Annotated in this window: 19 protein-coding genes, 1 tRNA gene and 2 pseudogenes; 11 read left to right on the forward strand and 11 right to left on the reverse strand. The window is 59.7% G+C overall.

Annotated features, from left to right (window positions below):
- Window positions 1–1832: 1832 nt before the first annotated feature.
- From EI171_RS46520 to EI171_RS44600, 10 genes and pseudogenes are all read right to left on the reverse strand, one after another.
- A complete protein-coding gene (locus tag EI171_RS46520; RefSeq protein ID WP_305765015.1) occupies window positions 1833–8576 on the reverse strand; it encodes a glycine-rich domain-containing protein in 6744 nt (2247 codons plus the stop codon).
- A 201-nt stretch (window positions 8577–8777) separates the two neighbouring features.
- Window positions 8778–9212, reverse strand: a pseudogene (locus tag EI171_RS46645) (SpvB/TcaC N-terminal domain-containing protein); the annotation flags it as partial.
- Between the two features lie 107 nt (window positions 9213–9319).
- A pseudogene (locus EI171_RS08160) lies at window positions 9320–9492 on the reverse strand (DUF3606 domain-containing protein).
- A complete protein-coding gene (locus tag EI171_RS45410) occupies window positions 9485–9727 on the reverse strand; it encodes a hypothetical protein (protein ID WP_161533052.1) in 243 nt (80 codons plus the stop codon). The pseudogene EI171_RS08160 and the gene EI171_RS45410 overlap by 8 nt, the downstream one beginning before the upstream one ends.
- 24 nt (window positions 9728–9751) lie before the next feature.
- Window positions 9752–10660 carry a non-homologous end-joining DNA ligase gene (gene ligD, locus EI171_RS08170; protein ID WP_246740468.1) on the reverse strand — a complete coding sequence of 303 codons (909 nt, stop codon included), beginning with the start codon at window positions 10658–10660 and terminating at the stop codon, window positions 9752–9754.
- A gap of 137 nt (window positions 10661–10797) precedes the next feature.
- Window positions 10798–11004 carry a hypothetical protein gene (locus tag EI171_RS08175; protein ID WP_161533053.1) on the reverse strand — a complete coding sequence of 69 codons (207 nt, stop codon included), beginning with the start codon at window positions 11002–11004 and terminating at the stop codon, window positions 10798–10800.
- Window positions 10998–11231: a hypothetical protein gene (locus EI171_RS08180; protein ID WP_161533054.1), complete on the reverse strand. Its 234-nt coding sequence runs from the start codon at window positions 11229–11231 to the stop codon at window positions 10998–11000. The genes EI171_RS08175 and EI171_RS08180 overlap by 7 nt, the downstream gene beginning before the upstream one ends.
- A gap of 127 nt (window positions 11232–11358) precedes the next feature.
- Window positions 11359–11934 carry a hypothetical protein gene (locus tag EI171_RS08185; protein WP_161533055.1) on the reverse strand — a complete coding sequence of 192 codons (576 nt, stop codon included), beginning with the start codon at window positions 11932–11934 and terminating at the stop codon, window positions 11359–11361.
- 159 nt (window positions 11935–12093) lie between these two features.
- On the reverse strand, window positions 12094–12882 hold the full coding sequence (locus tag EI171_RS08190; RefSeq protein ID WP_161533056.1) for a hypothetical protein: 789 nt from the start codon (window positions 12880–12882) through the stop codon (window positions 12094–12096).
- On the reverse strand, window positions 12879–13055 hold the full coding sequence (locus EI171_RS44600) for a hypothetical protein (protein ID WP_202633113.1): 177 nt from the start codon (window positions 13053–13055) through the stop codon (window positions 12879–12881). The genes EI171_RS08190 and EI171_RS44600 overlap by 4 nt, the downstream gene beginning before the upstream one ends.
- A 413-nt stretch (window positions 13056–13468) precedes the next feature.
- On the opposite strand from EI171_RS44600, the gene EI171_RS08195 reads away from it, so the two are divergent.
- Window positions 13469–13542: transfer RNA gene (locus EI171_RS08195), tRNA-Gly, on the forward strand.
- Window positions 13543–13631: 89 nt separating this feature from the next.
- Here the strand turns inward: EI171_RS08195 and EI171_RS08200 are convergent.
- Window positions 13632–14624, reverse strand: a complete 993-nt coding sequence (locus EI171_RS08200; RefSeq protein WP_161533057.1) for an alpha/beta fold hydrolase — start codon at window positions 14622–14624, stop codon at window positions 13632–13634.
- Between the two features lie 175 nt (window positions 14625–14799).
- Here EI171_RS08200 and EI171_RS08205 point away from each other — a divergent pair, with 175 nt between their 5' ends.
- The 10 genes from EI171_RS08205 to EI171_RS08250 all read left to right on the forward strand — a co-directional run bounded on the left by EI171_RS08205 (window position 14800) and on the right by EI171_RS08250 (window position 24319).
- Window positions 14800–15381 (forward strand): helix-turn-helix domain-containing protein, encoded by a 582-nt coding sequence (locus tag EI171_RS08205; protein ID WP_063921603.1) that lies wholly within the window; start codon window positions 14800–14802, stop codon window positions 15379–15381.
- Window positions 15381–15893 (forward strand): GNAT family N-acetyltransferase, encoded by a 513-nt coding sequence (locus tag EI171_RS08210; RefSeq protein WP_161533058.1) that lies wholly within the window; start codon window positions 15381–15383, stop codon window positions 15891–15893. Before EI171_RS08205 ends, EI171_RS08210 begins: the two co-directional genes overlap by 1 nt.
- Before the next feature lie 2 nt (window positions 15894–15895).
- On the forward strand, window positions 15896–16360 hold the full coding sequence (locus EI171_RS08215) for a GNAT family N-acetyltransferase (protein WP_161536940.1): 465 nt from the start codon (window positions 15896–15898) through the stop codon (window positions 16358–16360).
- 101 nt (window positions 16361–16461) lie between these two features.
- Entirely contained in the window at window positions 16462–17505 is a 1044-nt protein-coding gene (locus tag EI171_RS08220) for a LacI family DNA-binding transcriptional regulator (RefSeq protein WP_161533059.1), read from the forward strand.
- Window positions 17506–17584: 79 nt separating this feature from the next.
- Window positions 17585–19039, forward strand: coding sequence for a xylulokinase (xylB, locus tag EI171_RS08225; RefSeq protein ID WP_161533060.1), 1455 nt, complete (start codon window positions 17585–17587; stop codon window positions 19037–19039).
- Window positions 19040–20362: a xylose isomerase gene (gene xylA / locus EI171_RS08230; RefSeq protein WP_161533061.1), complete on the forward strand. Its 1323-nt coding sequence runs from the start codon at window positions 19040–19042 to the stop codon at window positions 20360–20362. It begins immediately after the preceding gene.
- A 12-nt stretch (window positions 20363–20374) separates the two neighbouring features.
- Complete coding sequence (locus tag EI171_RS08235; RefSeq protein ID WP_011083940.1) at window positions 20375–21133, forward strand: ATP-binding cassette domain-containing protein; 759 nt, start codon at window positions 20375–20377, stop codon at window positions 21131–21133.
- Window positions 21133–22215, forward strand: coding sequence for an ABC transporter permease (locus tag EI171_RS08240; RefSeq protein ID WP_038965265.1), 1083 nt, complete (start codon window positions 21133–21135; stop codon window positions 22213–22215). The genes EI171_RS08235 and EI171_RS08240 overlap by 1 nt, the downstream gene beginning before the upstream one ends.
- A gap of 94 nt (window positions 22216–22309) precedes the next feature.
- A complete protein-coding gene (locus EI171_RS08245) occupies window positions 22310–23242 on the forward strand; it encodes a sugar-binding protein (protein ID WP_028172796.1) in 933 nt (310 codons plus the stop codon).
- A gap of 99 nt (window positions 23243–23341) precedes the next feature.
- Window positions 23342–24319: an aldo/keto reductase gene (locus EI171_RS08250; RefSeq protein WP_011083943.1), complete on the forward strand. Its 978-nt coding sequence runs from the start codon at window positions 23342–23344 to the stop codon at window positions 24317–24319.
- The last annotated feature ends 1 nt before the right edge of the window (window position 24320 follow it).

Below are 24320 nucleotides of genomic sequence, written 5' to 3' on the forward strand. Positions count from 1 at the left end.
CAACTCGATTGGTCTTTGCGGTGCCCGCCCAGGGAATCGGGGTCCCCTCGTGACTCAGCTGCTCCACGGACACATTTTTAGGTTCGTGTCTCAAAAGCGTGATCCCGAAAAAGTTGTGCTGCTGTTCGACCAACTTGCGTGTGTCAATCAGCCGTTGAGGTTTCTTGGCGAGAGCCGACCAGCAGCCAAGTGTTACTAGCAACGATAATATTGCTATGGCGAACGGCTTAACGACCACATGCCCTCGAAACATTCTTCTAATCCTTCTCAGTAATTGGGATCGGCAGGCAACAACTTGAACCAGAGGAAATCCACGGCCAATAAACCGCGAGCATCTCATAACCGCGACACTGCGACAACCAGTGGGTGTCTTATTGCAAAGCAGCATCTGTTGCAGCGCTTCGAGGTTTCGTGAACTGCTTAGCCAGCAGCTGAGTTGCCCTAGTTTCAACGCGTTCGGTCTGCTGAGGGCAAACCGCCGCTACGAGGTCGCCCCCCATTGCAGAAGTCCTATGAAGCGGGAAATAAGATGCGTTCGGGCCGCGCTACGCCTGATCGTCGGACGGCTCGCCGGACGAAAGGATTTCTTGGGTTCGTTAGAACCCAGAAAGTCAGGCCGGGAATGGTGCCGACGGCGAAGTGACGAAGTCATTGGCCTTGCTTGAAATTCCGAGCTTCATCCCCACGAACAGAGGTACTGAGACGGCATGAGGGGATGTATCGAGGGATGTGCCTAGTGGCTCTAGCTATTGGTTGGACGAAGTAGCCGCAAGGTCTGATGACACGGGTGACGAAGCAGTGTCTTCCGTTGACCCTGTTGATGTCGATGTGAAGACTGAATCCGTTGATGCGTCTGCTGTAGTCGTAGCGGTACTAACTGTACTTTCCGCAACGGTGGTCGTTGCAAACATATCCAGCGTTGCCTGTTCCTGCGGCTCCATAACTGACTCTTTCGGCGTGCCGCGCACGCGAAGCGCTTCGTATTCGTCGGAAGTGATCTTGAATTCGTGGACATTTCCCCGAGCATCGTGGCAAACCGTCCATGCTTGCTCCCCTACGATATTCGCCACTGTGCTCGAAGAGCTCGTGTCTTCGATATGAGCTGATGCAGTGTCGTACATCGGACCGACGTAAGATTGATCGCAATGCAGGTGCACCTCAACGAGTCCCGAAGGGGGAGTCGCTACACTTGCGTTTGCAGGAGACGGATTATCTGTTGGCGCAGTGGTCTCTGCGTTGTTTGATTCACTGTCTGTTGCAGGAACTGCTGGTTCGGTGTCAGCGGGTGTGTCAGTCGTCGTCGCCTCATTCCCGGAGAGTGCCGTGTCAGAGGAAGATGCGACCGGGTCGGTAGAAGTTCCGTCACTTTGCGCGTGCACCTGCTGAATTTTCAGAATGCTAACAACCAAGAGCGCCGCGACAGCGAGAATGCTTAGGATAGAGAGAGATGTTTTGCTAGTGTGCATACAACATTGTTATAGCTGATAATTGAGCTACCCACGCCGCATCAAGTACAGGGCCGATACCCATACCGCCGCTATTAAGTAATCAATCGAATTCATACATCAGTGTTAGTCGCGACAACATAAAATTAGTCGAGCTCCTTTCTTGCCGCCCCCATCGACCTCGTTATTGCGATAAAGCTCGAAACCAAGGCAATCACGATAAAAAGGAGTTCGACATACCCTTTCGTTAGAAAGGTTAGGACCAGCGCACAAACAGCGATTGTTCTAATGAGCCAATTTGGTTGGCGATGCACAAAAGAAGTAATTTCCTCCCACCATGTATTTTTCGTCTTCATAACGTTAAATTATACGAATAAACGTAATCAACTACCGCGCCTTATAGCTAGCAATAACTGATCGCGCGAGTTGGATGGTGGCCTGTGCCAGCTGAATAATTCCCGACTGGGATGGCGAAGTGAGCGATGTAGCCGAAGACTGAAACAGCTTTCCGCCATACGATTGCGCGTAGTTGCTCGCAAAGTTGGTAATTACGGAGCCTGGAGCGCCATTCCTCGAAATCTTAGACAGAGTTCGTTCAGTTACATTCGATATGCTGCCTCGCTGCAATTTGGTCGCCATCTGTTTAGCGAGCGAGTTTGATACAAAAGGAATGGGAAGGTTGCCGACCGTGAGTTGAGCGCCTGCCGCGATAGCTCCAGCGCTGTTGGCCTCCTTGAAGTCAAATGAACTTCGCTTACCGTTCGCGATCTCTCCCATCTGCTGAGAAACATTTCCCCACGTACCAGCAATGGCAGCCATCGGCACCGGCGCGACTAATGTTGCTGGGGCAAAAAAGCCGTACACAATTGCAGCTGAAATATCACCAGCATACACTTCCATGCTACTGTTCCGACCCGAGGCATAGTCATATGCTCGCTGTGCTGCCAAGGTGTAAGTAACTTCGTCAGCTGCGCAGCTAACACATTGCCGACCATTTGGGTCTTTCCCTGTAATAGGGTTGTCATTCGCGTATCCATAGCTATTCAACGCTTGCGGATTTGAAAGTGCATTTTTCCCATCTTTGGTCAGACCAATCTCCCAAAAAACAGGATCTTGTGAGATGAACTGCCCCTGAGCGGGAGAATAGTATCGGGCCTGCAAGTAATCTAATCCGCTGTCATCTGTGAACTGGCCAATGAACTTTCGTTTCTCGTTGGTCGAGGTAGCGACTGAGACGCGCGTAGCCCCGTAGGGGTAGTAATCCAGGGTCTGAACTAGCGTGCCGCTTTCATTCGTCACCACGTTCGTGCTGCCTAGGTGATCTGGATGCACATAGCGCGTCTGAGCAGTACCCGTTGCGGTACCGCTGGCAAGCTGGCGATCTACGGTGGCGAGCAGCGTGTCACTGTTGAAGAGGTACTCGGTAGTGGTCGCATATTTCGCGCCGCTCACGGTCGACGACGCGACGCTGTACCACTTGAAAGGATACAAAGTCGTGGTCGAAGTTCCGGTTTGTAGAACGCGAGACCCGAACGCATCGTAGCCGTAGGTGGTAGTAGCGCCACCCGCGAACAGCGAGATGAGGCGGTTGGCGTAATCGTATGTGTAAGTGGTCGTAGCAGTGCCGTTGCCTGAGGACGTGAGATTTCCATTGTTGTCGTATGCGTAGGCCGTGTTCCCTATCTGCGTCGCGGCATGCGGATTTGAGTAACCAGCGGTGCCTGCATAGGCGTATGTTGAGCTGGCACCACCGCTAAAGAGGCTCAGGATATCGCCGAGTGCGTCGTACCCGAACTGCTGACGATATGGGGTCGAAGTCGCGGCCGTCGTAGAAGCGGAGAGCAATCGATTGAGTGCGTCATATGAATATGAGAGCACGGCGCTTGTGCTTGCATTAGCGTAATTGGTCAGCTGAGTGATGTTGCCGACCGGGTCGTACGTGTATGCGAAATTCTGGATCTTCGAGCCGCCCTTGCCATATGTCTTCATCTGGCTCAGTCGATACACAGCATTGGTGTCATACGATCGGGTCGTCGAAGCTCCGCTTCCAAATATCATGGTCTTAATCTGGTCGGCTGGCGAATAGTCGATACTGCTCACGATATCGCTGAATGACCCGCCGGAAGCCTTGCGCTGTACGCGCGTCGGATAGCCGGGGCGACCGTACGTCACGTTGACTTGCGTACTGTTGGGATATGTAAGGCCCGTCACATTCCCCTGCCGGTCGTACGCGTACTGCATGTTGTATTTGCCGCCGAGGATAGTCGTCGTGGCGGAAGTCACGCGGCCGAGGATATCGTAGGCGTTCGTCGTCGTGGCCGAGGTCGAGGAAGCGGAGCAGAGATACCCGATGCCGTTAGTACAGTTGTCGTATGTAAGCGTGACCTCAGTTCCGGCTTGGCCGGTGTAGTCCTCAGTGAGCATGCGGCTCAGCGCATCGTAAGTCCTATTGATGACCTGGCTCTTCGGATCGGTCTGTGAAGTATTATTCCCCGCGTCGTCGTATGTGTACGTCCACGTGCCGAAGGTTGCATCAGCAGGCGCGTGAAGATCTTGCGCGCTGATGCGGCGACTGAGGCCATCGTAAGTGAAGTGACGCACGTTGCCGGAGGCGTCGGTCGTCGTGGCGAGATTGTTGAGCGTATCGTATTCGTACGTCGTGGTCGCAATAGCCGATCCATGCTCTACAACATTTGCGAGGTTGCTGAACGCATCGGACCAGTAATCCTTCACATTGCCATTGGGATCGGTCGTCGTCGTGGTCCATTTGCTGTATGCATTTGTCGTCGTGCCGACCGCATTAGCGGCGTTCAGTATGCGCTGGAGAGCGTCATAGGTGTAGGTGGTGAAGAGCACAGATGTCGTTGTGGCTGACGTGGACGAGGCGCCTGACGAGAAGTACGGGAGGCTCACCGATGCGAGCAATCCAGCGGGATTGTACGTGCGATCGGATGCGATGTATGTCCCGGCTGTTTGTGATGCTTTTCGTTCATGGACCAGCCGATTGAGGCCGTCGAAGTATTGATACGAATCGGTCGAGCTTGCGACTTGCACGTAATCGAGGCGTTTGACGTACGAGAGGGTTGACGTGCTGTCGACATATGTGAGCTCAGTTGTGGTCGCATAGGCGGTCGGGGTGCTGGTCGACGATACGGCGACTGCCGTCAATCTACCGAGGCCGTCGAATATATTTCTCGTCAGCGAGCTATTGGGATCGCTCGATTGTTTCACCTTGCCGTTGGAGTAGTTGTAGTAGGCATTTGTTTTTTGGATGAGAGCATTGGTCGTCGTTGCAGGGAAAAGATTGTAGCTGTCATAGACGTACGACGTCGCGTTGCCGTTGCGGTCGGTCGATGTAGCGACAAGACCATACGAATTGTATGTTTTTGTCGAACTCGCGTACGTGGTACCGCTAATCCAATCGTCTTGCTTTGTATTATTGCCGAGACTGACTTGCCCGAACGGAAGAGAGTCGTAGTAATACTTAGTGTCGCTCGATGTTGCAGAGACCGTAGATGTGGCTACTAGTGGAGCAATGCTATTGATTGTCCACGTGCCACCTGATGTGAAAGTCCAAATATCGGCTCCACCAGACGTCGAATATGTCCCGCCACTTGCAGATAGAGCTCCAATCGGAGCAGATATGATTACAACTCCTGATCCGCCGCTGCCTCCAGCATGCCCGGCAGCTGTGGTGGCAGTTCCTCCGCCACCTCCTCCGGTGCCATCAGTGCCATTTGATCCACTTACAGCGTACTGACCGGCGCCCCCGCCGCCCAATCCACCGGTGCCAGATGTAGCGGTGCCTCCGCCGCCTCCACCGCCTCCGTATCCGGTGGAGGCACCGGAGATGGATGATGTGATCCCGTCACCACCATTGCCGCCGTTACTTCCTGATGTTCCATTTGCGCCTGATGTACTTGCTCCGCCGCCCCCGCCGCCACCTGCACCACCGGATGCGACGCTCGCGCCACCATTATGCCCCTGGCCTGATGTTCCGGAGCCGCCGGAGGCGCCACTTTGATTACCCGTCCCTCCACCAGAACCCCCGGATGCTCCAGCCTGTTGATTACCTCCACCACCACCGCCGCCAATGGCGGTTAAGTTGTCAAAAACTGAACTGCCGCCTGCTGATCCCGGATTGTTTGCACCCGAGGCCCCGCCAGATCCGCCTGCACCTACCGTCACAGTGTATGCCTGTGCCGTTACGACATGGGATGAGTCTGTAATGACGCCACCAGCACCACCACCGCCGGAAGACCCGCCGTTTCCGATACCACCACCGCCGCCGCCTCCAGCTACAACCAAGACATTGACTGTTGTCGATGAGAGAGGAGTGCTGTTTGAAGCGAAAGAGTTAACCCATCCGCGCGTTCTTTCTACAACGGCGCTCAGGTTGGTCGAGGTTGCGTATGCGTAAGAGTAGCTTGTGAAGCGCTGATCTGCACCGATGTCTGTAAAAGTCCCGTCAGCGTTACCTATTACTTCGCCGTAGTCATACTGCAACAAAAGATCATCAGTCGTGGACGAATATATGAATGTCGATGCCTTATCGCGGTGAGAACCGTCTGACGAAAAATCCTGGGTTAGCTGCGAAGCTAGACCAACAAATGTACTACTTGCATGGCTCGTCGTATTCCAGCGATAGTATGAGCGCTGTTGAAGAATATTTGAGAGATTGAAAACATCTCTGCGGTACATGTGATTGATCTGGCCATAGCCGTCGTTCTGTTCGCCGGTTGTCGTCGCAACACCATCGCCCTGGTTGTAATAGATCGTCGTGATCGAATCCGGAGCAGTTGTGGTCGCGACGGCAAAACCTGCAAATTTGCGATCTCGAACATTGGCTGGAAGATACATCTTCCCGCCCGCATAAGAGTATGTTGTTGTGGCAGTGTTGCCACGACCATCGTTCGTAACGCTTTGCGTAACGACCAGAAGCGAAACGGGTAAGTTTTGATTCGTGCCGAGCTGCCCTGACGGTGTGTATGTGACGTTCGTTGAGCCACCTTTCGTATTCGTAACGGTACTGAGAACGTCTTGAGCCATTTGGCCGTTGCCGGTCCAATTGGCATATTCGTTGTAGGTGAAATCTTGCTCGCCGTGCCATCCGGTGACAACATTTGCGGTAGCAATGTTTCCCGGAGTGTAGTTGGTACTTGTCGCCCATCCGTTGCCGGTATTGAGATAGACAACGTGAACATTCGCCAGCTCAGGAAACGGAGCAAACATGAACGACGGCGTCCCGGTAACATAACCATTGTATCCGCGGACCATGTCCGGAAGACCATCGCCGTTGATGTCGACAAAGCGGATACCCCGGTCATAGTAACGAGTATAACTAGGTGAATACCCGGTACCGCTGGCCTGGAAGAGTGTACTCGTCGCAATCGTCCAATTTGGATCAGCAGCAGCCCATCCATTGCCAGTGTTCAATTGAACATATGTGTTGCTTGTATCGGATGAGAGCCAGTCGTCCAGTCCATCACCGTTAATGTCAATTAGTTGAGATGCTGTCGGTGTGGGCGCCGTCGTGGGAAACGACTGTGCAGGAGCAAAAACCGTCGTCGTAGATACCCAGGCCGAACCGTCACCTAAATAGGAGGTTGCGCTTTGCCACGCCGGAAGATTGGTCTCGTAGTCCGGCAGGCCATCGCCGTTTACATCACCAAAGAGACCGCCTGAGAGGATGAAGCTGCTATTCTGAGTAGCGAAAATCGGAATGGTCGAATTCGTGGTCGTGCCAGCCCACGTGCCGCCCCATGTGCAGCCAGCCATCACGGAGGAACTATTTATACTTACACTCTGTACGGTCTGTTCAAATCCGGTACGAACATCCTGCCACCCACGCACAACGTCTGGCTTTCCATCACCATTGATATCAACGAAGCGGGTTCCGCGTTCGACCGGAGAAACGGTACTAGGTGGATACGCGGCCCAGTATTCCGGTGCCGCAACGATGCCACATGATGAGCTCTGTGCATGAACCGAATTGTCAAAGCCGTTCTGGTACATATCTATCGCTTCATTCCGGCCCTGACCCATGGGATCGGCTGGAATGTACGCTTGATTGACTAGCGAGCCTTGACTTATGAAGCTGGCCGATGAAGTCGCGTATGTAAAGGTCGTCACCGGGAGTGATGTCGGTACGCCGCTTTCGTCATAGCCTTGTTGCTGAACGCTCGTGAGCAGCGATCGAAAGCCGTTACTGCCCGCACCATATCCAAGCAGATACTTGCGAACGACTGAACCGTTCACGAAGGCATCGATTTCAGAGATGCGTTTTGTCAGCGTCGATAAGAATCCTGATATATAACTCGCGCGCGTATCGGGACGGGCGGTGGTCGTAAAGCTGATGGCAAATATGCCGTCTGTCGATCCGTTGCCCGTATAGATGATTTGATAAGGATAAAGCTGATTGTTGTCTCTGTTGTATGTGTATTTTATGTAGTTGCCGTTGGTGTCGCGGATTTCCTGCAACATCCACTTGAAAGTGTTGGTGGATGCGCCAGCACCTGTGTCATACATCCGACCCGAGTCATCGGCGCCGAACGTGTATTTATTCCCTTTCTTGTCGTACATAACCCACGAGTTGTTCGTGAACGAGTACGAATTGAACTGGCCGCCGTCATCAATTCTTGCCGCATACGAATTGTTCGGCATGTTCGACGACTGAGTACCGGAAGAACCTTTGATTTCCATCGCTAGCTCTTGCCAATCGCTGCTGGTGCCACCATGGGTCCAGCCGAGAGTATTTGATCCGCCGGTCGTCGTTGTGACGGTACCGAACCCGTGCGATTCGTTGGGACCGGAGCCGCACTGCTCCGTTATTTGTGACGCTTCGGGAGAATTCGGCGAGAGGGATTGACCGAAGTCGTAGTAAAGATTGTCGTCAATGATGGAGTTATTGTAGATCGTCGTGATCGATAGTGACGGATTGCCGTTCGGACCACTCGCAAAGGCAATGGTACCGAAAGGACTGGAGATATCGGTCCCGGTGTATGATACGGCCGACCCAAGGCTTCCGTGCGCCGAGGCAAAGTTAATTACGACATTGTTCGTTCCGGACGTCGGATTGATGAGATACCAAGTGGCATTCCCATTCCCAGGAGACGAAGTCGCAAGGGCCATCGTAACGCCTGCGTACGTCACACTCGAAACATCATACGAGGCAACTACGTGGACCAGGAGGAGAGTTGAGGTCGAGCTAACGGTCTTTGAGAAAGTGACGGAGCTCGCGCTTGTACATTGCGCATAACCCGTCGTGCCGTTAGTCCCCGTTTCAATTGATGGATTAGTGGTACTCGCGTTTGTGGTAATTGGCGTTGTGCTCGCTACCAATTCTCCATCGATCGATGACGCATATACTGCATTGCTGCCGTATAGTTCTTGCGAACCGGTTTTGTTGAGACGTTGAATGTACGGGATGGAAAGCGACCAGCCGTAGCCGACGATCCCATCAGAAGCATTTTGACTGTTGTACTGAAGTGAGACGTCCGGCTGTAGGCCGTTGCGACCCGGCGGTATGTCTAGTGGAAGTTTTTGTGTGAACGCGCCGCTCGCTCCGTCTATTCGAGATTGCTGGATTGTCTCGCCCAAAACGGAGGCATTCGGTATCGTTGGCGATCCGTCGCCAAACGTAGCATACGCAGCACGCGCCGGAGTGAGAACGATCGTTGCAAGCGTCAGGATCGAAATTACTTTCGATTGGACTGACCCTAGTTTCCAACGGAAATTGTTCACAAAGAAGATTGCTGACACCTGCACAATAGCATGTGCGCGGTCGGCGCTGCTGCTTGGAAGCGGGCTACTGTGGATAGCTGTGACGCTTGATCGGTGTTTCCGCGTTCGCGAGCATGCCGCGCGACCCTCCGTTACACTGCCAATTCCTTGCGGACGGCAGCGGCCGAATTGCCAACCTTGTCGACAGCCCTTTGCAGCTCGTCTTCGATACTCCCAACTCCTTGGTCCAGTACTTGACCTCGTATTCCTCATGCATGTTGATCTTGCTGCGGTCGGGCTGGTCCTTCTTCGTCAGGTTATCCATGAGGTTTCTCCTCCCGTACGAAACACACGCACCGTTGTCTGACCTGTTCCTGGTAGGCGGCAATCGCTCGGTTGGCGAGCATCAACTTCCTGCGTTCACCCGTGCGAAGCTGCTGCTGTATCGCATCGAGAAGGACGTTTGCAGACGCATCTCGGTCCCCGAGCTCCCCTGATCGCTCCAGGAAACTCCACGCAATGAAGAAGGAGTCTTCAACAACACAGGACGAGAGCTGCAAACGTAGCGCCGGCGACGCCGTTCCTTATTTGCTGCTAAGACCTTTGAAGGAGCTGGCCCTCAGCAAGCCTTCGGACGTTATGTCGCGGTATTCAACATCAGCGAAGAACTTCGGCTCAACCCACGTCGCCTTAGGCTTCTTGATCGGTTGGGTAAGTGTGGACTTCGGCGTGATGACCGTGTCGAGTTGCTTGCGGATCTGGCTCGAGACCGTGCGGGACCAGCCGGTGCCGACTTTTCCCATGTAAACGAGCTCTTTTCCTTCCTGTTTGCCGAGGTAGAGCGCGGCAACACCAGTCGGGTCCTTGATGAAGCCGACCACCGGGAATTTGCCCTTGTGTACACTTTTGACCTTAAGCCACGCTTCAGTCCGCTCGGAACGGTACGGCGCATCGGCTCGCTTCGAGATAATCCCTTCGTATTTCAGTTTGGCAGCATGTTCGAAAAACTGCTGCCCTTCGCCGACTAGGTGCTCACTATAAAGTACAGGCGCTTCGAGCCCGTGGGTGTCGAACAGCTCCTTCAAGATTCGTTTGCGCTCAACCTGCGGCATTTTGCGAAGGTCTGTGCCGTCGAGCCAGAGGAGGTCGAACGCATAATACAACAAACGGTCCTGGTCGCCCCTGGCGAGGTCTGCTTGCAGCTCGGAGAAATTGGTGCGTCCTTCATGGACGACCACAACTTCCCCGTCGATGATCGCCTGACCTGGGATGTCGAAGGCACCGGCGATGACGCAGAAGCGCTTGATCCAGTTTAGACCAGTACGGGTGAACGCCTTGGCCTCGCCGTGATCGACGTGAAGCTGGATACGATAGCCGTCATACTTGATTTCATGGAGCCAGCGGTCCCCCGAAGGCGCCTTACTCTTGAGGGTGGCAAGCTGAGGTTTGACGAACCCCGGCATCGCCGAATGTGCTTTGGTACGCTTTGTCACCTACGAACTCAACTAAGTCACCTCTACTTAACAAGCTTAGGTATGGATGCGGGAAAAATTGGCAACTCCTTGCCCAGGAAGCGCTCGGGGAAATAACGATGACGGAGCACTGAGGGCCATGCGCGATTAGCGACGCCCTAGCCGATACTGTGCGGCTTGTTCCAGAAGAACTCCCGATTGCCTTGAGCGGCTTCTGCATATTGGTCGATTGCAACCATGATGGCCTGAACGTGCATCGCGCACCAACCCTCAAACGGAGCGAGGCGGCGGACGTGAGCTAACGCCTTCACAAACTCGGAATGATCTTCGCTGTCTGAAAAGTATAACGGCCGCTCATTCACCATTTCCGGCCTCCCAACACCTTACCCTTCACCGGGCCGGGCTCCGCCTTTTTCAACTCATCGCGCTGGAGGCAAAGTCGCTCCACCTTCTCCATCATGCGCTGCAGCAGGATCTCGGCCGAGGCGGTTGCTATACCCGCTCGCTGGAGCTGGAGAATTTCTTTGCGCTGGCGGCCTATCTGCACGCGCATGTGCTCGATCTCCGAGCGGATGAATTCGAGGGTCGGCATTCTTGGCTCAAATAGGTGGCGTATTGCGATAAGAACAAATAGAGAACATAGAGTCAATCCGTCCGCACAGGAAATAGGGACACCATGTCGGACTATGACCTTCGAGAATCACTAAGCTGAATGTTGCTTAACTGACTTCCGACTGAAGCCGGTCGTGGATCTTCTCGAGATGCTCATAAAAGGGCGTTAGATTTTTCTCCGTGTGATTGATTGTCACCGCGGCTGAACGCGGTAATTTGTCAGCGAGGATTTTGTCCCACACGTCGACAAACTCGATGAGCTGTTGGAAAAATGGTCGCGTCTCCCGTTCTGCGAGCCACATCTTGTCGCGGAAAGTGTCGATCATCTGCCGGTAGCGCGGCATTAACACTTCGCGGAAAGTCTGGTTTTCGTCCTGCACGTTCGTCGTGATAGCCGATATGTGAGGGTCGGACGCGGCTTCAAGTCGTTCCCGACCTGTGCGGAGCATGTCCTCGGTGTGTGCGTCGTCCAGCGCCGTTTGCAATTTCACCCGAAGCTCGCTCCTGGCACGTAGCTCCTTATGCGCAGCAAGGAGCGGCCCGTAGAACTGTTCGAGCTGCTGCTTCTTGAACGCGACGCGCCGATTCGCGGCTTCCCGCCGGTTCGTCATAATCTGCGTCACGAACACGCCAATTACGCCGCCAACGCCGAACGCACCAAAAATTGAAAGGAAAAGCCCCACGCAGTACCTCACCGAAATGGTGCATCATAGCGCAGCACGGCAACCCGCGCTTGGCTGGGTAGGAACCTGGGTGGCACTTGATCTAAGCCAGGAAAGCAAAGCAACGTCAGCAGCTTAAGTCACTTCGAGTAAGCGATCAGAGACGCGCCAATCTCAAGCCTAGTCCCAATTCGGAGACTCTCCCGGCTGCCACTCAATGTACGATCGCCAATCATCAGGCAGCGCTTCGGCAAAGCTAATTTGCTTTGGGTATTTTCCATAAACAGCCTGTAGTTCGTTGCAGCTGCAGAACTTATCAACGATCGCCTCTTTTGCCTCACGGGACGTCTTCCTTCTGCGGACGTCATTGTGAATAAGGAACTCAATCGTCTCGTGCACAATCACCTGATTGAAGGTCCAACGCGACGTAGCGATCTTCGGGTTTCTGCTTGCTATGAACGGTCCTGGGTGTCCGGGCAGACCGGTGGGATGATATGAACCGCCCGCTCCATAATTTGTGACGTGAACCTTGAGCAAGTAAGGCGGATGACGTTTCATCCTCGCGAAGAAGGCCTTAAACAGTTCTTGCGATTGCGAGCCCCATGTGTCGCGTAGTTCGTCCATCGAACTGCTCGGCTCGAGGTCGTGTACGATCGCCTCTCGCAATTCTTCGTCGGCAAAAAATCGCTCTCCTCCATTAACGCGATCGACCAACAAGGGTGGGACCCGGAAATTGTAATTGTTGCTCCCAAGTTGAGTTATAAGCCAATGCACATATACGAGTTCATCGTCGATGATGCGGTCGATTATGTAAGATGTCGGTCTTGTGTGCGCCATGCTCTCGCTCAGATCTGCGCCAAAGCGCTGTAAGAACGCCATTGCGGCAAACGAATATAGTGGGCGGCCGAACGGGCGAAAACCGACTCCAAGAAAAACGAAGGGCGGCCCGGAGGCCGCCCTGAAGTTCACTCGGATCGCTTCTTTGCAGCGACCTGCTCACTCCCAGGATGGAGCTTGCCCTTGAGGATCTCGTTGATGCGGCCTTGGTTAACACGGTAGATAGCCGCTATCGCGTGCTGGAACTGACCGCGCCAACGGCGAAGCCAAATATCCACAGCGTCCTCGAAGGTGAGCCTCGACATTGCAATTTTCCTTACGTCGGGGCCGGGCTTCGATTGACTTCGAAGGCACCACGTGATGACCTTCAGCGTCACTGAAATCGTGAGCCTAGCCCGCAGGGGTTGGGATACATGAGGAACCGGGTGAGCTTTGGTAGGTGAGCCCGGTTTTTCATGAGCGCGCGAATCTCCGCGTGCCGGACGGGATTGTAGATGCGGTGGTCTCGGATTCGCGAGTCCGAATCGAGTTATCCCACTATCCCACAAGCGAAATCAGGATCTTCCCCTCCCGAAAAACGCTCGCAGCGCCTAAGCCGAGATTGCAAAAACCGACCTTGTTTGCTCTAACTGTCTTGTCTGTGATCCCTCGCCGCCGTGCCAAAATCGTGCCACGCCGATTTGATCGGGTCCGAAAAGACAAGCAATCTCAAGAGATTGCGGGCGTAGTTCAATGGTAGAACGGCAGCTTCCCAAGCTGCATACGAGGGTTCGATTCCCTTCGCCCGCTCCATCCTGCTTCGCGCGAAGGCGCTTCGCAGGATTTCCATTCTTCGGCAACGCGATGCAGGATGCCCTTCGAAGCTTTAGCGGAGAAGGGTGCTAACCTGGCAAGCTCCGCAAAAATTCGACGATCGCTGCGTTCACCTCCGCGGGCCGTTCCTGCTGCGTCCAGTGTCCACAGCCCGGCAGGATCTTGATCTCGCGCAGCTGCGGCACGAATTGCTTCATGTTGGCGAGGTGCTCGGCGGCGCCGGGGAAGGCGATGACCATGTCGTGGTCGCCGGCGATGAAGAGCGAGGGCACCACCACCTTCACGCCCTCGAAGGCCCCCATCAGCTCCCAGTTGCGGTCGATGTTGCGGTAGTAGTTGAGCGGCCCGCGAAACCCGCTGCGGGCAAATTCGGCGCTGTAATAGTCGAGGTCGGTGGCGCTCAGCCACGACGGCAGCGGCACCTGCACCTTCGGCAACATGCCGTCCTTGCGGGAGACCATGCCGACGCCAACGGTTCTGCCGGCGCGCTCGGCGTTGGCGCGGATCGCCGCCGCCCCTTCGCCGGAACCGCCAAAGAGCATGGCGCCGAGCGTTGCGCGCGGATCCCGTTCGAACTCCGCTTCGGCGACCCCCGGCTCCTGGAAATACAGCTGGTAGAACTGCGCATCTGCCGTCTGCGGCATGACACTCGTCGGCCGCGCCTCGCTTCGCGGCCGATAGGGCACGCTGAGGATCGCGGCGGCGCGGAAGCGATCGGGCCGCAGGCGCGCCGTGTGCCAGGCGATCGTCGCGCCCCAGTCATGCCCGACGATGACGGCGTCCTTCACCTCGAGGGCGTCGAGTACGCCGACAAGATCGCCGACCATGTGGAGGATCGTGTACTGGTCGATCGCCTCGGGCCGGTCGCTCTTGCCGTAGCCGCGCATGTCGGGCGCGACCGCGTGGTAGCCGGCCGCCGCCAGCGCCTCGAGCTGATGCCGCCAGGAGTACCAGCCTTCCGGAAAGCCGTGGCAGAGCAGCACCATCGGCCCCTTGCCCTGCTCGGCGACGTTGAGGCTGATACCGTTGGCCTTGATCGTCCGTTGCGTTGGCTCGCCCATCTCGTCGCCTCCGGATCATTTGTGATTGGGGCGCATCCTAACCGACCCTACGAGCTCTGCGAAGATTCTAATATATTAGACTGCCGCTCACGGCGTTCGCCTCCGTCCGCGCTAAGCTCCCTCTCACCCTGATGGGTGGTGCGGTCTGTGGCCGGGCAATGTTCGGATGAAGACCATGGACCAGCAGAAACTCGACCGTGCGATCGGTCGTCGCTTGAAGACCCTGAGGACGCAGGCGGGCATGACGTTGAACGAACTTGCAGGCCGCTCCGGCGTCAGCCGGGCCATGATCGGGCGGGTGGAGCGGGCGCAGAGCAGTGCGACGGCGGCGCTGCTCAACAAGCTCTGTGCGGCGCTCGACGTCACGCTGAGCGACGTCGTCGCGCTCGCGGAGAAGCCGCCGGAGCGGCTGATGCGGCTTGCCGACCAGCCGCATTGGCGTGATCCCGACAGCGGCTACCGCAGGCGCCATGCCTCGCCGCCGGATGCGGCAAGCGGCATCGAGATCATCGTCGTCGACCTGCCGGCCGGCGCGCGCGTCTCCTACAGCCCTTGGGGCCGCAACGCCTTCACCCAGCAGCTCCTGATGCTGGAGGGCGCGGTCTGCGTGCATATCGACGCCAAGACGGTTCGCCTGCGCGATGGCGACTGTCTCGACTTCGACGTGATGCGTGCGGTGACCTTCGAGAACGAAACCAGACAGGACGCGCGCTACGTCATCATCACGCGGCGCGGCACTTCTTACGGGAAAATGTGATGTCGCTGATCGTGCGGGACGCCACGCTGGAGGATGCCGAAGATATTTTGGCCATCTACAACCATGCCGCGATCAACACCACGGCGGTCTGGACCGACGGCCCGGTTGATCTCGAGTCGCGGCGCGCGTGGATCCGCGCGCGATGGGACGCCGGCTATCCCGTTCTGGTCGCCATGAAGGGCAGGGATGTGGTTGGCTTCGCGTCCTTCGGCGATTTCCGTCCCTGGCCCGGCTATCGCCACACGGTCGAGAATTCCGTCTATGTCGACGAGCGGCATCATCGCGCGGGCATCGGCCGCGGCCTGATGGTTGCGCTGATCGAGCGTGCCACGGCGCTGAACAAGCACACGATGGTCGCCGCGATCGAGGCGTCGAATTCCGCCTCGATCGCGCTGCACGCCTCGTTCGGCTTTGCCGAGGTCGGCCGCATGCCCGAGGTCGGCTGCAAGTTCGGCCGCTGGCTCGATATGGTCCTCATGCAGATGCGGCTTTCCAGCGGAGTGAGGCCGTGACGATGCAGATCCGCGCCGGCGACACTTTCGATCCGCGCGTCGTCGCACTGCTCGATCATCATGTCGCGGCGGCGCGGGCGCAGACCGCGCCCGGCAGCGCCCATGCGCTCGATCTGGCGGGCCTTCGCGCGAGCGACGTCGCGTTCTGGACCGGCTGGGACGGCGAGACGCTGGTCGTCACCGGCGCGCTGAAGACGCTTTCGGCCACCCATGGCGAGGTCAAGTCGATGCACACGCTGCAGACCACGCGGCGGCGCGGCTTTGGTCGCGAGATGCTCCGCCACATCATCAGTGAAGCCCGCGCGCGGGGCTTGACGCGGCTCAGCCTCGAGACCGGCTCGTGGGACTATTTCAAGCCGGCCCACGCGCTGTACCAGGCGCATGGCTTCGTCCTCTGCGGCCCGTTCGAGGGCTATGTCGAGGACCGCAACAGCCTGTTTCTGACGCTGGATCTGAGCGGCCGCTGAGCTCTCCGGCCGACTGCCGCAGTGCAACCGGGGGCCGAAAATTCTTTCGTGCCCCTCAAAATGAGTTGCGCACCTCAAAAAACCTCTGCTAGCCTTCAGCCATGGCCGATACACTCACCGCCACCGCGCTGACGTTGAAGGACATCGCCCGCGAGGCGGGTGTCAGTCTCGCGACGGTGGATCGTGTGCTGCACAACCGCCCGGGCGTGAGGCCCGATACGGTCCGGCGCGTCAAGGCGGCGATCGAGCGCAACGCGTTCCAGCCGCACGTGGCCGCCGCAGAGCTCGCCCGCGGCCGCGCCCGCCGCTTTGCCTTCGTGATGCCGTCCGGGCCGAACCCGTTCATGCAGCAGATCGAGGCCTATCTCGGCGAGATGTCGGCCTGGCTCTCGGCCCGCCGCCTCGGTGTCGAGATGGTCGCAACCGACGTGTTCGATCATTCCATGCTCGCAGCCTCGCTCGAGGCGCTGTCGGGCGATTACGACGGCGTCGCCGTGGTGGCGCTGGATCATCCCGGCGTCCGCGCCGCGATCAACGATCTCGTCGATGCCGGCACCAAGGTGGTGACGCTGGTCTCGGACGTGCCGTCGTCGCGGCGCCACCATTATGTCGGCATCGACAACATCGCGGCGGGGCGCACCGCCGGCGCGCTGGTCGGGCGGCTGGTCGGTCAGCGCTCCGGCAAGGTCGCGATCGTCGCGGGCTCGCAGGGCCTGCGCGACCATGCCGAGCGCATCTTCGGCTTCAATCAGGTGATGGCGGCGGAATTCCCTGGCCTCAGCGTGCTGCCGGTGCTGGAAGGGCGCGACGAGGACGAACGTTCGGAACAGGTTCTGGCCCGGCTGCTCGGCAGGCATGCTGACATTGTCGGCCTTTATAATGTCGGCGCGGGCACACAAGGTGTCGCCAAGGCGTTGAGCGATGCCGGCCGCGACAAGCAGGTGGTGTTCGTCGGGCACGACGTCACGGCGCTGACGCGCCGGCTGCTGTTGCAGGGCGTGATGGATGCCGCGATCTCGCAGAATCCGGGACATGAGGCGCGCGCCGCCGTGCGCGTGCTGCTCGCGCTCGCCCGCGGCGAGCCCATCCTGCACGAACAGGAGAAGATCAGGATCGACATCGTGATGCGGGACAATCTGCCTTAGCGGCAGCGGATTTCGAACGGCCCGTTGCGGGCAACGCGACGCAAGATCGCACACGGCGACAGGCGAAAGGGAGGACGGCGTGTATCTCGGATTGGACATCGGCACGTCCGGTGTGAAGGCGGTGCTCGTGAACGATGCCGGCGCGGTTGTCGCGACGGCGGCGCGCGAGCTTGCGCTGTCGCATCCGGCGCCGCTGTGGTCCGAGCAGGATCCCGACACCTGGGTCGATGCGGCGACCGGTGCGGTCGATGATCTCGCATCCCGCCATCCGCGCGAAGTCGCGCGGGTCGCCGGCATCGGACTGTCCGGCCAGATGCATGGCGCGACGCTGCTCGGCGAGGATGGGCGGCCGCTGCGCCCCGCCATCCTCTGGAACGACGGCCGCTCGCAGGCCGAATGCGTCGCACTGGAGCGGCGCTGTCCGTCGCTGCACACGATCGCCGGCAATCTCGCGATGCCCGGCTTCACCGCGCCGAAGCTGCTCTGGGTCGCGCGGCATGAGCCAAAGATCTTCGCGCGTGTCGCAAAGGTGCTGCTGCCGAAGGCCTATGTCCGCTATCGGCTGACCGGCGAGATGGTCGAGGACATGTCGGACGCGGCCGGCACGCTGTGGCTCGATGTCGGCCAGCGCCGCTGGTCGGCCGTGCTGCTTCATGCGACCGGCCTCGATCTCCACCACATGCCGCGCCTCGTCGAGGGCAGCGCGGTGAGCGCGTTGCTCGCGCCGGAATTCGCGCAGCGCTGGGGTATGGCAAAGGATGTCGTGGTCGCGGGCGGCGCCGGCGATAATGCCGCCAGCGCGATCGGGCTTGGCGCGATCGCGCCCGGCGATGCGTTTCTGTCACTGGGAACGTCAGGTGTGATGTTCCGTGTCACCGACCGCTTTGCGCCGGCGCCGGCTTCAGCCGTGCATGCGTTCTGCCACGCGCTACCCGGCCTGTGGCACCAGATGGGGGTGATGCTGTCGGCGGCGGCCTCGCTCGCCTGGCTCGCGAGCGTGATGGAGACGCCGGCCGCCGCGTTGCTGGCGCCGCTCGGCGAGCGCGTCGATGGGCCGAGCCCGATAAGATTCCTGCCATATCTCGACGGCGAGCGCACGCCGCACAACGACGCCGCCGCCAGCGGCGCCTTCGTCGGTCTGCGCGGCGCGACCGGGCGCGGCCAGATCGTGCAGGCCGTGCTCGAAGGCGTCGCCTTTGCCGCGCGCGACAATCTGGCGGCACTGAGCGCGGCGAGCGGGCCGATCGTGGAAGTCGATCTCGTCGGCGGTGGCTCGCGCTCGCCGCTCTGGGCCCAGATATGCGCCGACGTGCTCGGCATTACCGTCCATCGCGTCGAGGAAGGCGAGGTGGGTGCCGCGCTCGGCGCCGCGCGGCTCGGCCGCCTTGCCGCCACCGGTGACGATCCTGCTGAAGTTTGCACGCGCCCGCGTCGGCTCGCGAGTTTCGCACCCCGCGCATCCGTGACCGCCGCCTATGACGAGGCCTATCGCCGCTGGCGCGCGCTTTATCCCGCGTTGAAGGAGTCCGCTTAAGTGAACGTGTCAGCCAAATTCTTCGAGGAAAGCACGCCTGTCGCCTTCGCCGGCCAAGATGCCGGACCAGCGCCCGCCTTCCGCTGGTACGACAAGGACCGCCTCGTCCATGGCCGCCGGCTCGAGGATCACCTGCGCTTTGCGGTCTGCTACTGGCACTCCTTCTGCTGGCCGGGCGGCGATCCCTTCGGCGGCGAGACGTTCCTGCGACCCTGGCATCACGGCACCGATGCGATGGCGCTGGCGCGGGCCAAGGCGGATGTCGCTTTCGAGCTGTTCCGGCTGCTGGACGTGCCCTTCTTCACCTTCCACGACGTCGATGCGGCGCCGGAGGGGGCTTCGCTCGCGGAGTCGGTCGCCAACCTCAACGCGATCGCCGATCTGTTCGAAGCGAAGATGGCCTCGGCCAAAGTCCGGCTGCTCTGGGGCACCGCCAATCTGTTCACGCATCGCCGCTACATGGCGGGCGCCGCGACCAATCCGGACCCTGACATCTTCACTTATGCCGCCGGCCAGGTCCGCGCCGCGCTGGAGGTGACGCACCGGCTCGGCGGCCAGAACTACGTGCTGTGGGGCGGCCGCGAGGGCTACGAGACGCTGCTCAACACCGATCTCAAGCGCGAGCTCGACCAGCTCGGCCGCTTCGTCTCGCTCGTCGTCGAGCACAAGCACAAGATCGGCTTCAAGGGCCCGATCCTGATCGAGCCGAAGCCGAAGGAGCCGACCAAGCATCAATATGATTTCGACGTCGCCACCTGTTACGGCTTCCTCGCGCGCTACGACCTCCTCAAGGACGTCAAGCTCAACATCGAGCAGAACCACGCCATCCTCGCCGGCCATTCCTTCCATCACGAGGTTGCGCTCGCCGAGGCGCTCGGTGTCTTCGGCTCGCTCGACGTCAACCGCGGCGACGATCTGCTCGGCTGGGACACCGACCAGTTCGCGATGAACGTGCCGGAGCTGGCGCTGGTGTTCCACGAGATCCTGAACCGCGGCGGCTTCACGTCTGGCGGGCTCAATTTCGACGCCAAGATCCGGCGCCAGTCGATCGACCCCGACGATCTGATCCACGCCCATGTCGGCTCGATGGATGCCTGCGCGCGCGCCTTCCTTGCCGCCGCCGACATGCTTGATGCCGGCGCCCTCACCGCGCCGCTCGACAAGCGCTACGAAGGATGGGCCGGCCCCGAGGGCCGCGCCATTCTCGGCGGCCAGCGCTCGCTCGCCGATCTCGCCGATCGTGCGCTCGGCCCCGGTTTCGACCCGCAGCCACGCTCGGGACGGCAGGAATATCTGGAATCCCTCGTCAACCGCTATGTCTGAGGAAGGCCGCTGATGACAAGTGCTGAGGCAACACCGGTGCTCCAACTCTCCGGCATCGGCAAGGAGTTCGGCGCGATCCGCGCGCTGCATGACGTCGACATGCAGGTCTTCCCCGGCGAGGTGGTCGGCCTGATGGGCGACAACGGCGCGGGCAAGTCGACGCTGGTCAAGATCATCGCCGGCAATTTCCGCCCCAGCCATGGCGAGATCCGCTTTGCCGGCAGCGCGGTTCATTTCAACCGGCCCGTCGATGCCCGCACGGTCGGGATCGAGGTCGTCTATCAGGATCTTGCGCTGGCCGACAATCTGACCGCGGCCGCCAACGTCTTCCTCGGCCGCGAGCTGAAGCGAAAATTCGGCCCGTTCGCCTTGCTCGACCACAAGGCGATGGCGGCGCGCGCGCTGGAATTGTTCGGCGAGTTGCGCTCGGAGACGCGCCCCGACGACCTCGTCAAGCAGATGTCGGGCGGCCAGCGCCAGGCGGTCGCGATCGCGCGGACGCGGCTCTCCAATGCACGGCTGGTGATGATGGACGAGCCGACCGCCGCGATCTCGGTCCGCCAGGTCGAGCAGGTGCTGAGCCTGATCCACCGGCTCAAGGAGCAGGGCGTCGCCGTGATGCTGATCTCGCACCGCATGCCCGACGTGTTCGCCGTGTGCGACCGCGTGATCGTCATGCGCCGCGGCGAGAAGCGGGCCGACAAGGCGATTCAGGCGACGTCCCCCGAGGAAGTCACTGCCCTCATCACCGGCGCGAAGGAGGCGGCGTGATGGCCATGCCCCTGGAATCCCCGATCACCTTCTCCAATGTCGGCAAGATCAAGTGGTGGCAGCGCGGCATCTTCGCCTCCCAGACCGGCTACGTGCTGCTCGCGCTGGCCGTGCTGCTGGTGATCATGCATTTCGCCAGCCCGTATTTCTTCACCCAGGGCAACATGCAGAACGTGGCGAAGAATTTTTCCTTCATCGCCATCGCCACCCTCGGCGTCACCTTCGTGATCATCACCGGCGGCATCGATCTCTCGGTCGGCTCGATGATGTGCTTCTCGGCCATGATCACCTCGATGGTCATGACCGAGCTGTCGACGCCGGGCGGGCTCGGCGCCTCGCTCTTCGTGCACATGGCGGCCGACGGCAAGACGGTGCTGGCCAATGTCCCCGGCCTGATCCTGCTGATCTCCGTCGTCGCGGGCCTTGGCGTCGCGCTGATCGCCGGTCTCGTCAACGGCTTCTGCATCGCGGTGCTGGGCCTGTCGCCGTTCGTGACCACGCTCGGCATGCTCTCGATCGTGCGCGGGCTCGGCTATGTCGTCTCCAACGGGCGCGGCAGCTTTCCTGGCGGGCCGGACGCCGATTACTTCTACGCGCTCACCTCGGGCGACGTGCTCGGCGTGCCCGTACCGTTCATCTATCTCGTGATCCTTGCGCTGGCGATGGCGGTGGTGCTGCACCACACCTCGTTCGGCCGCCACGTCTTCGCGCTCGGCGGCAACGAGAAGGCGGCCGAACTGACCGGCATCCCGGTCGTGCGCGTGAAGATCGAGGTCTATGTGCTCTGCGCGCTCGCCGCTGGCCTCCAGGGCATCATCATCTCCGGCTGGCTCGGATCGGCACCCGCCAACATGGCGACCTCCTACGAGCTCAACGTGATCGCGGCGGCCGTCATCGGCGGCGCCAACCTTGCCGGCGGCATCGGCGGGCCGCTGGGGGCCATTGTCGGCTGCGTGCTGCTGGAAGTGATCCGCAACGGTCTCGTGCTGGCACAGGTCAGCTCCTACTGGCAGCAGACGCTGGTGGGCGTGATCATCATCCTGGCCGTGCTGGTCGATCGTGTGCGCTCGCGGATGATCTGAAAGTGACGTCGTTCGGGAGGACCACGAAAATGCCGCCTGTCCGCTTCCCGGACGAACTTGAGAGGACAGGCGCCAAAGAAGGGTGGAGGAGACGATGAGGAAACTTCTTCTTGCGGGCATCGCTGTCGCGCTGATGGCGACGCCGGCGTTCGCTGCGAACTATCGCTTCGTGATCGTGCCCAAGGCGATGAACAATCCGTTCTTCGATTTTGCGCGCGACGGCTGTCTGAAGCGCGCCAAGGAACTCGGCAATATCGAGTGCGTCTACAAAGGGCCGGTCGAGCACGAGCCGGCGACGCAGGCGCAGATCATCCAGGACTTCGTCACCCAGAAGGTCGACGGTCTCGCCATCTCGGTCGCCGACGTCGCGGCCATGACCAAGTCGATCGAGGCGGCGACCGCGGCGGGCATCCCCGTCATCACCTTCGATGCCGATGCACCGGGATCCAAGCGCATCGCCTATATCGGCACCAACAACAAGGAATTCGGCGTCGCGCTCGGCAAGCAACTCGTGAAGATGCGGCCTGACGGCGGAAAGTACGCGATGGTCTCGGGCGGCCCCGGTGCCAAGAACCTTGCCGAGCGCGTCGATGGCGTCCGCGAGGCGCTGAAGGGCTCGAAATGGACCGAGGTCGCGGGCTCGCCGACCTTCTGCAACGACGATCCGGCACTCGCGGTCCAGCAGATGACGGATATGCGCACCGCAACGCCCGATCTTGCCGCCATCGTTCCCATCGGCGGCTGGCCGATGTTTGCCCCCGAAGGCTTCAAGGCTTTCGCCAGCAGGAACAAGAAGGACATCGATTCCGGCAAGTTCACGCTGGTCGTTGCCGATACGCTGAAGATGCAGCTCGAATTGCTGCGCGACGGCTATGCCAATGCGCTGGTCGGCCAGCGACCGTTCGAGATGGGCGAGAAGGCGATGGACACGCTGCTCGCCATCAAGAAGGGCGAGAAGGTGCCGGAGATCGTCTATACCGGCCTCGATCTCGTCACCAAGGACAACGTTGCGCAGATGCTGAAGTAGGAGCGCCGCCAGCCCCGCACTCCTGCTCCTGCGTGCCTCTCCCGCTTGCGGTTTCCGCAAGCGGGAGAGATGATTTGGACTGCCGGAAGGAAATTTGGAATGAAACGGTCGCGGCTCGGCTCTCTCGACGTCACCTCAATCGGCCTCGGCTCCGCCCCTCTCGGCGGATTGTTCACCCCCGTCAGCGATGCCGATGCGCAAGCGACGCTCGAGCGGGGTTGGTCGGCCGGCATCCGCTTCTACGACACCGCGCCGCTCTACGGCTTTGGCCTGGCGGAACGGCGGCTCGGCGCATTCCTGCGGCAACAGCCGCGTGACTCCTACGTCATCTCGACCAAGGTCGGCCGCCTGCTGCGCTCGGGCGATGGCGCTGCCGCCGAGGACGAACATTACAAGAGCACGCCGCGCGAACGGCCGGTGTTCGATTTCAGTTACGACGGCGTGATGCGCTCGGTGGAGGAGAGTCTGGCTCGCCTCGGGCTCGACCGCGTCGATGTCCTGCTCGTGCATGATCCCGACGATCATTATGACGACGCCGTCGCCGGCGCCTTCCGCGCGCTCCAGCGCCTGCGCACGGAGGGCACGGTCAAGGCGATCGGCGCCGGCATGAACCAGTCGGAAATGCTGGTCCGTTTTGCCGAAACCGTGCCGGTGGACTGCTTCCTGCTCGCCGGCCGCTACACGCTGCTCGACCAGGGCGCGCTGGATGCGCTGTTTCCTGTCTGCCAGGCAAAGAACATCGGCATCCTGCTCGGCGGCATCTACAACAGCGGCATTCTGGCCAACCCGCACACCGGCGCGAAGTTCAACTATCAGGACGCCGACGCGGCGCTGATCGCGCGGGCGCTCGAGCTCGACGAGCTCTGCCGCAGGCACGGCACCGAGCTGAAGGCCGCCGCGCTTCAATTCTGCATGGCCCATCCGGCCGTGACGGTCGCCGTGCTGGGCGCGCGCAATGCCGGCGAGGTCGCCGACAACATCGCGATGTGGCAGGCGCCGGTGCCGCCGGCCTTCTGGCAGGAGCTGCGTGCGCGGAAGCTCGTCGACGCGCGGGCGCCGCTGCCGGGTGGAGTGTAGG

It is taken from the genome of Bradyrhizobium sp. LCT2, from assembly GCF_009931255.1.
Classification (GTDB): domain Bacteria; phylum Pseudomonadota; class Alphaproteobacteria; order Rhizobiales; family Xanthobacteraceae; genus Bradyrhizobium; species Bradyrhizobium diazoefficiens.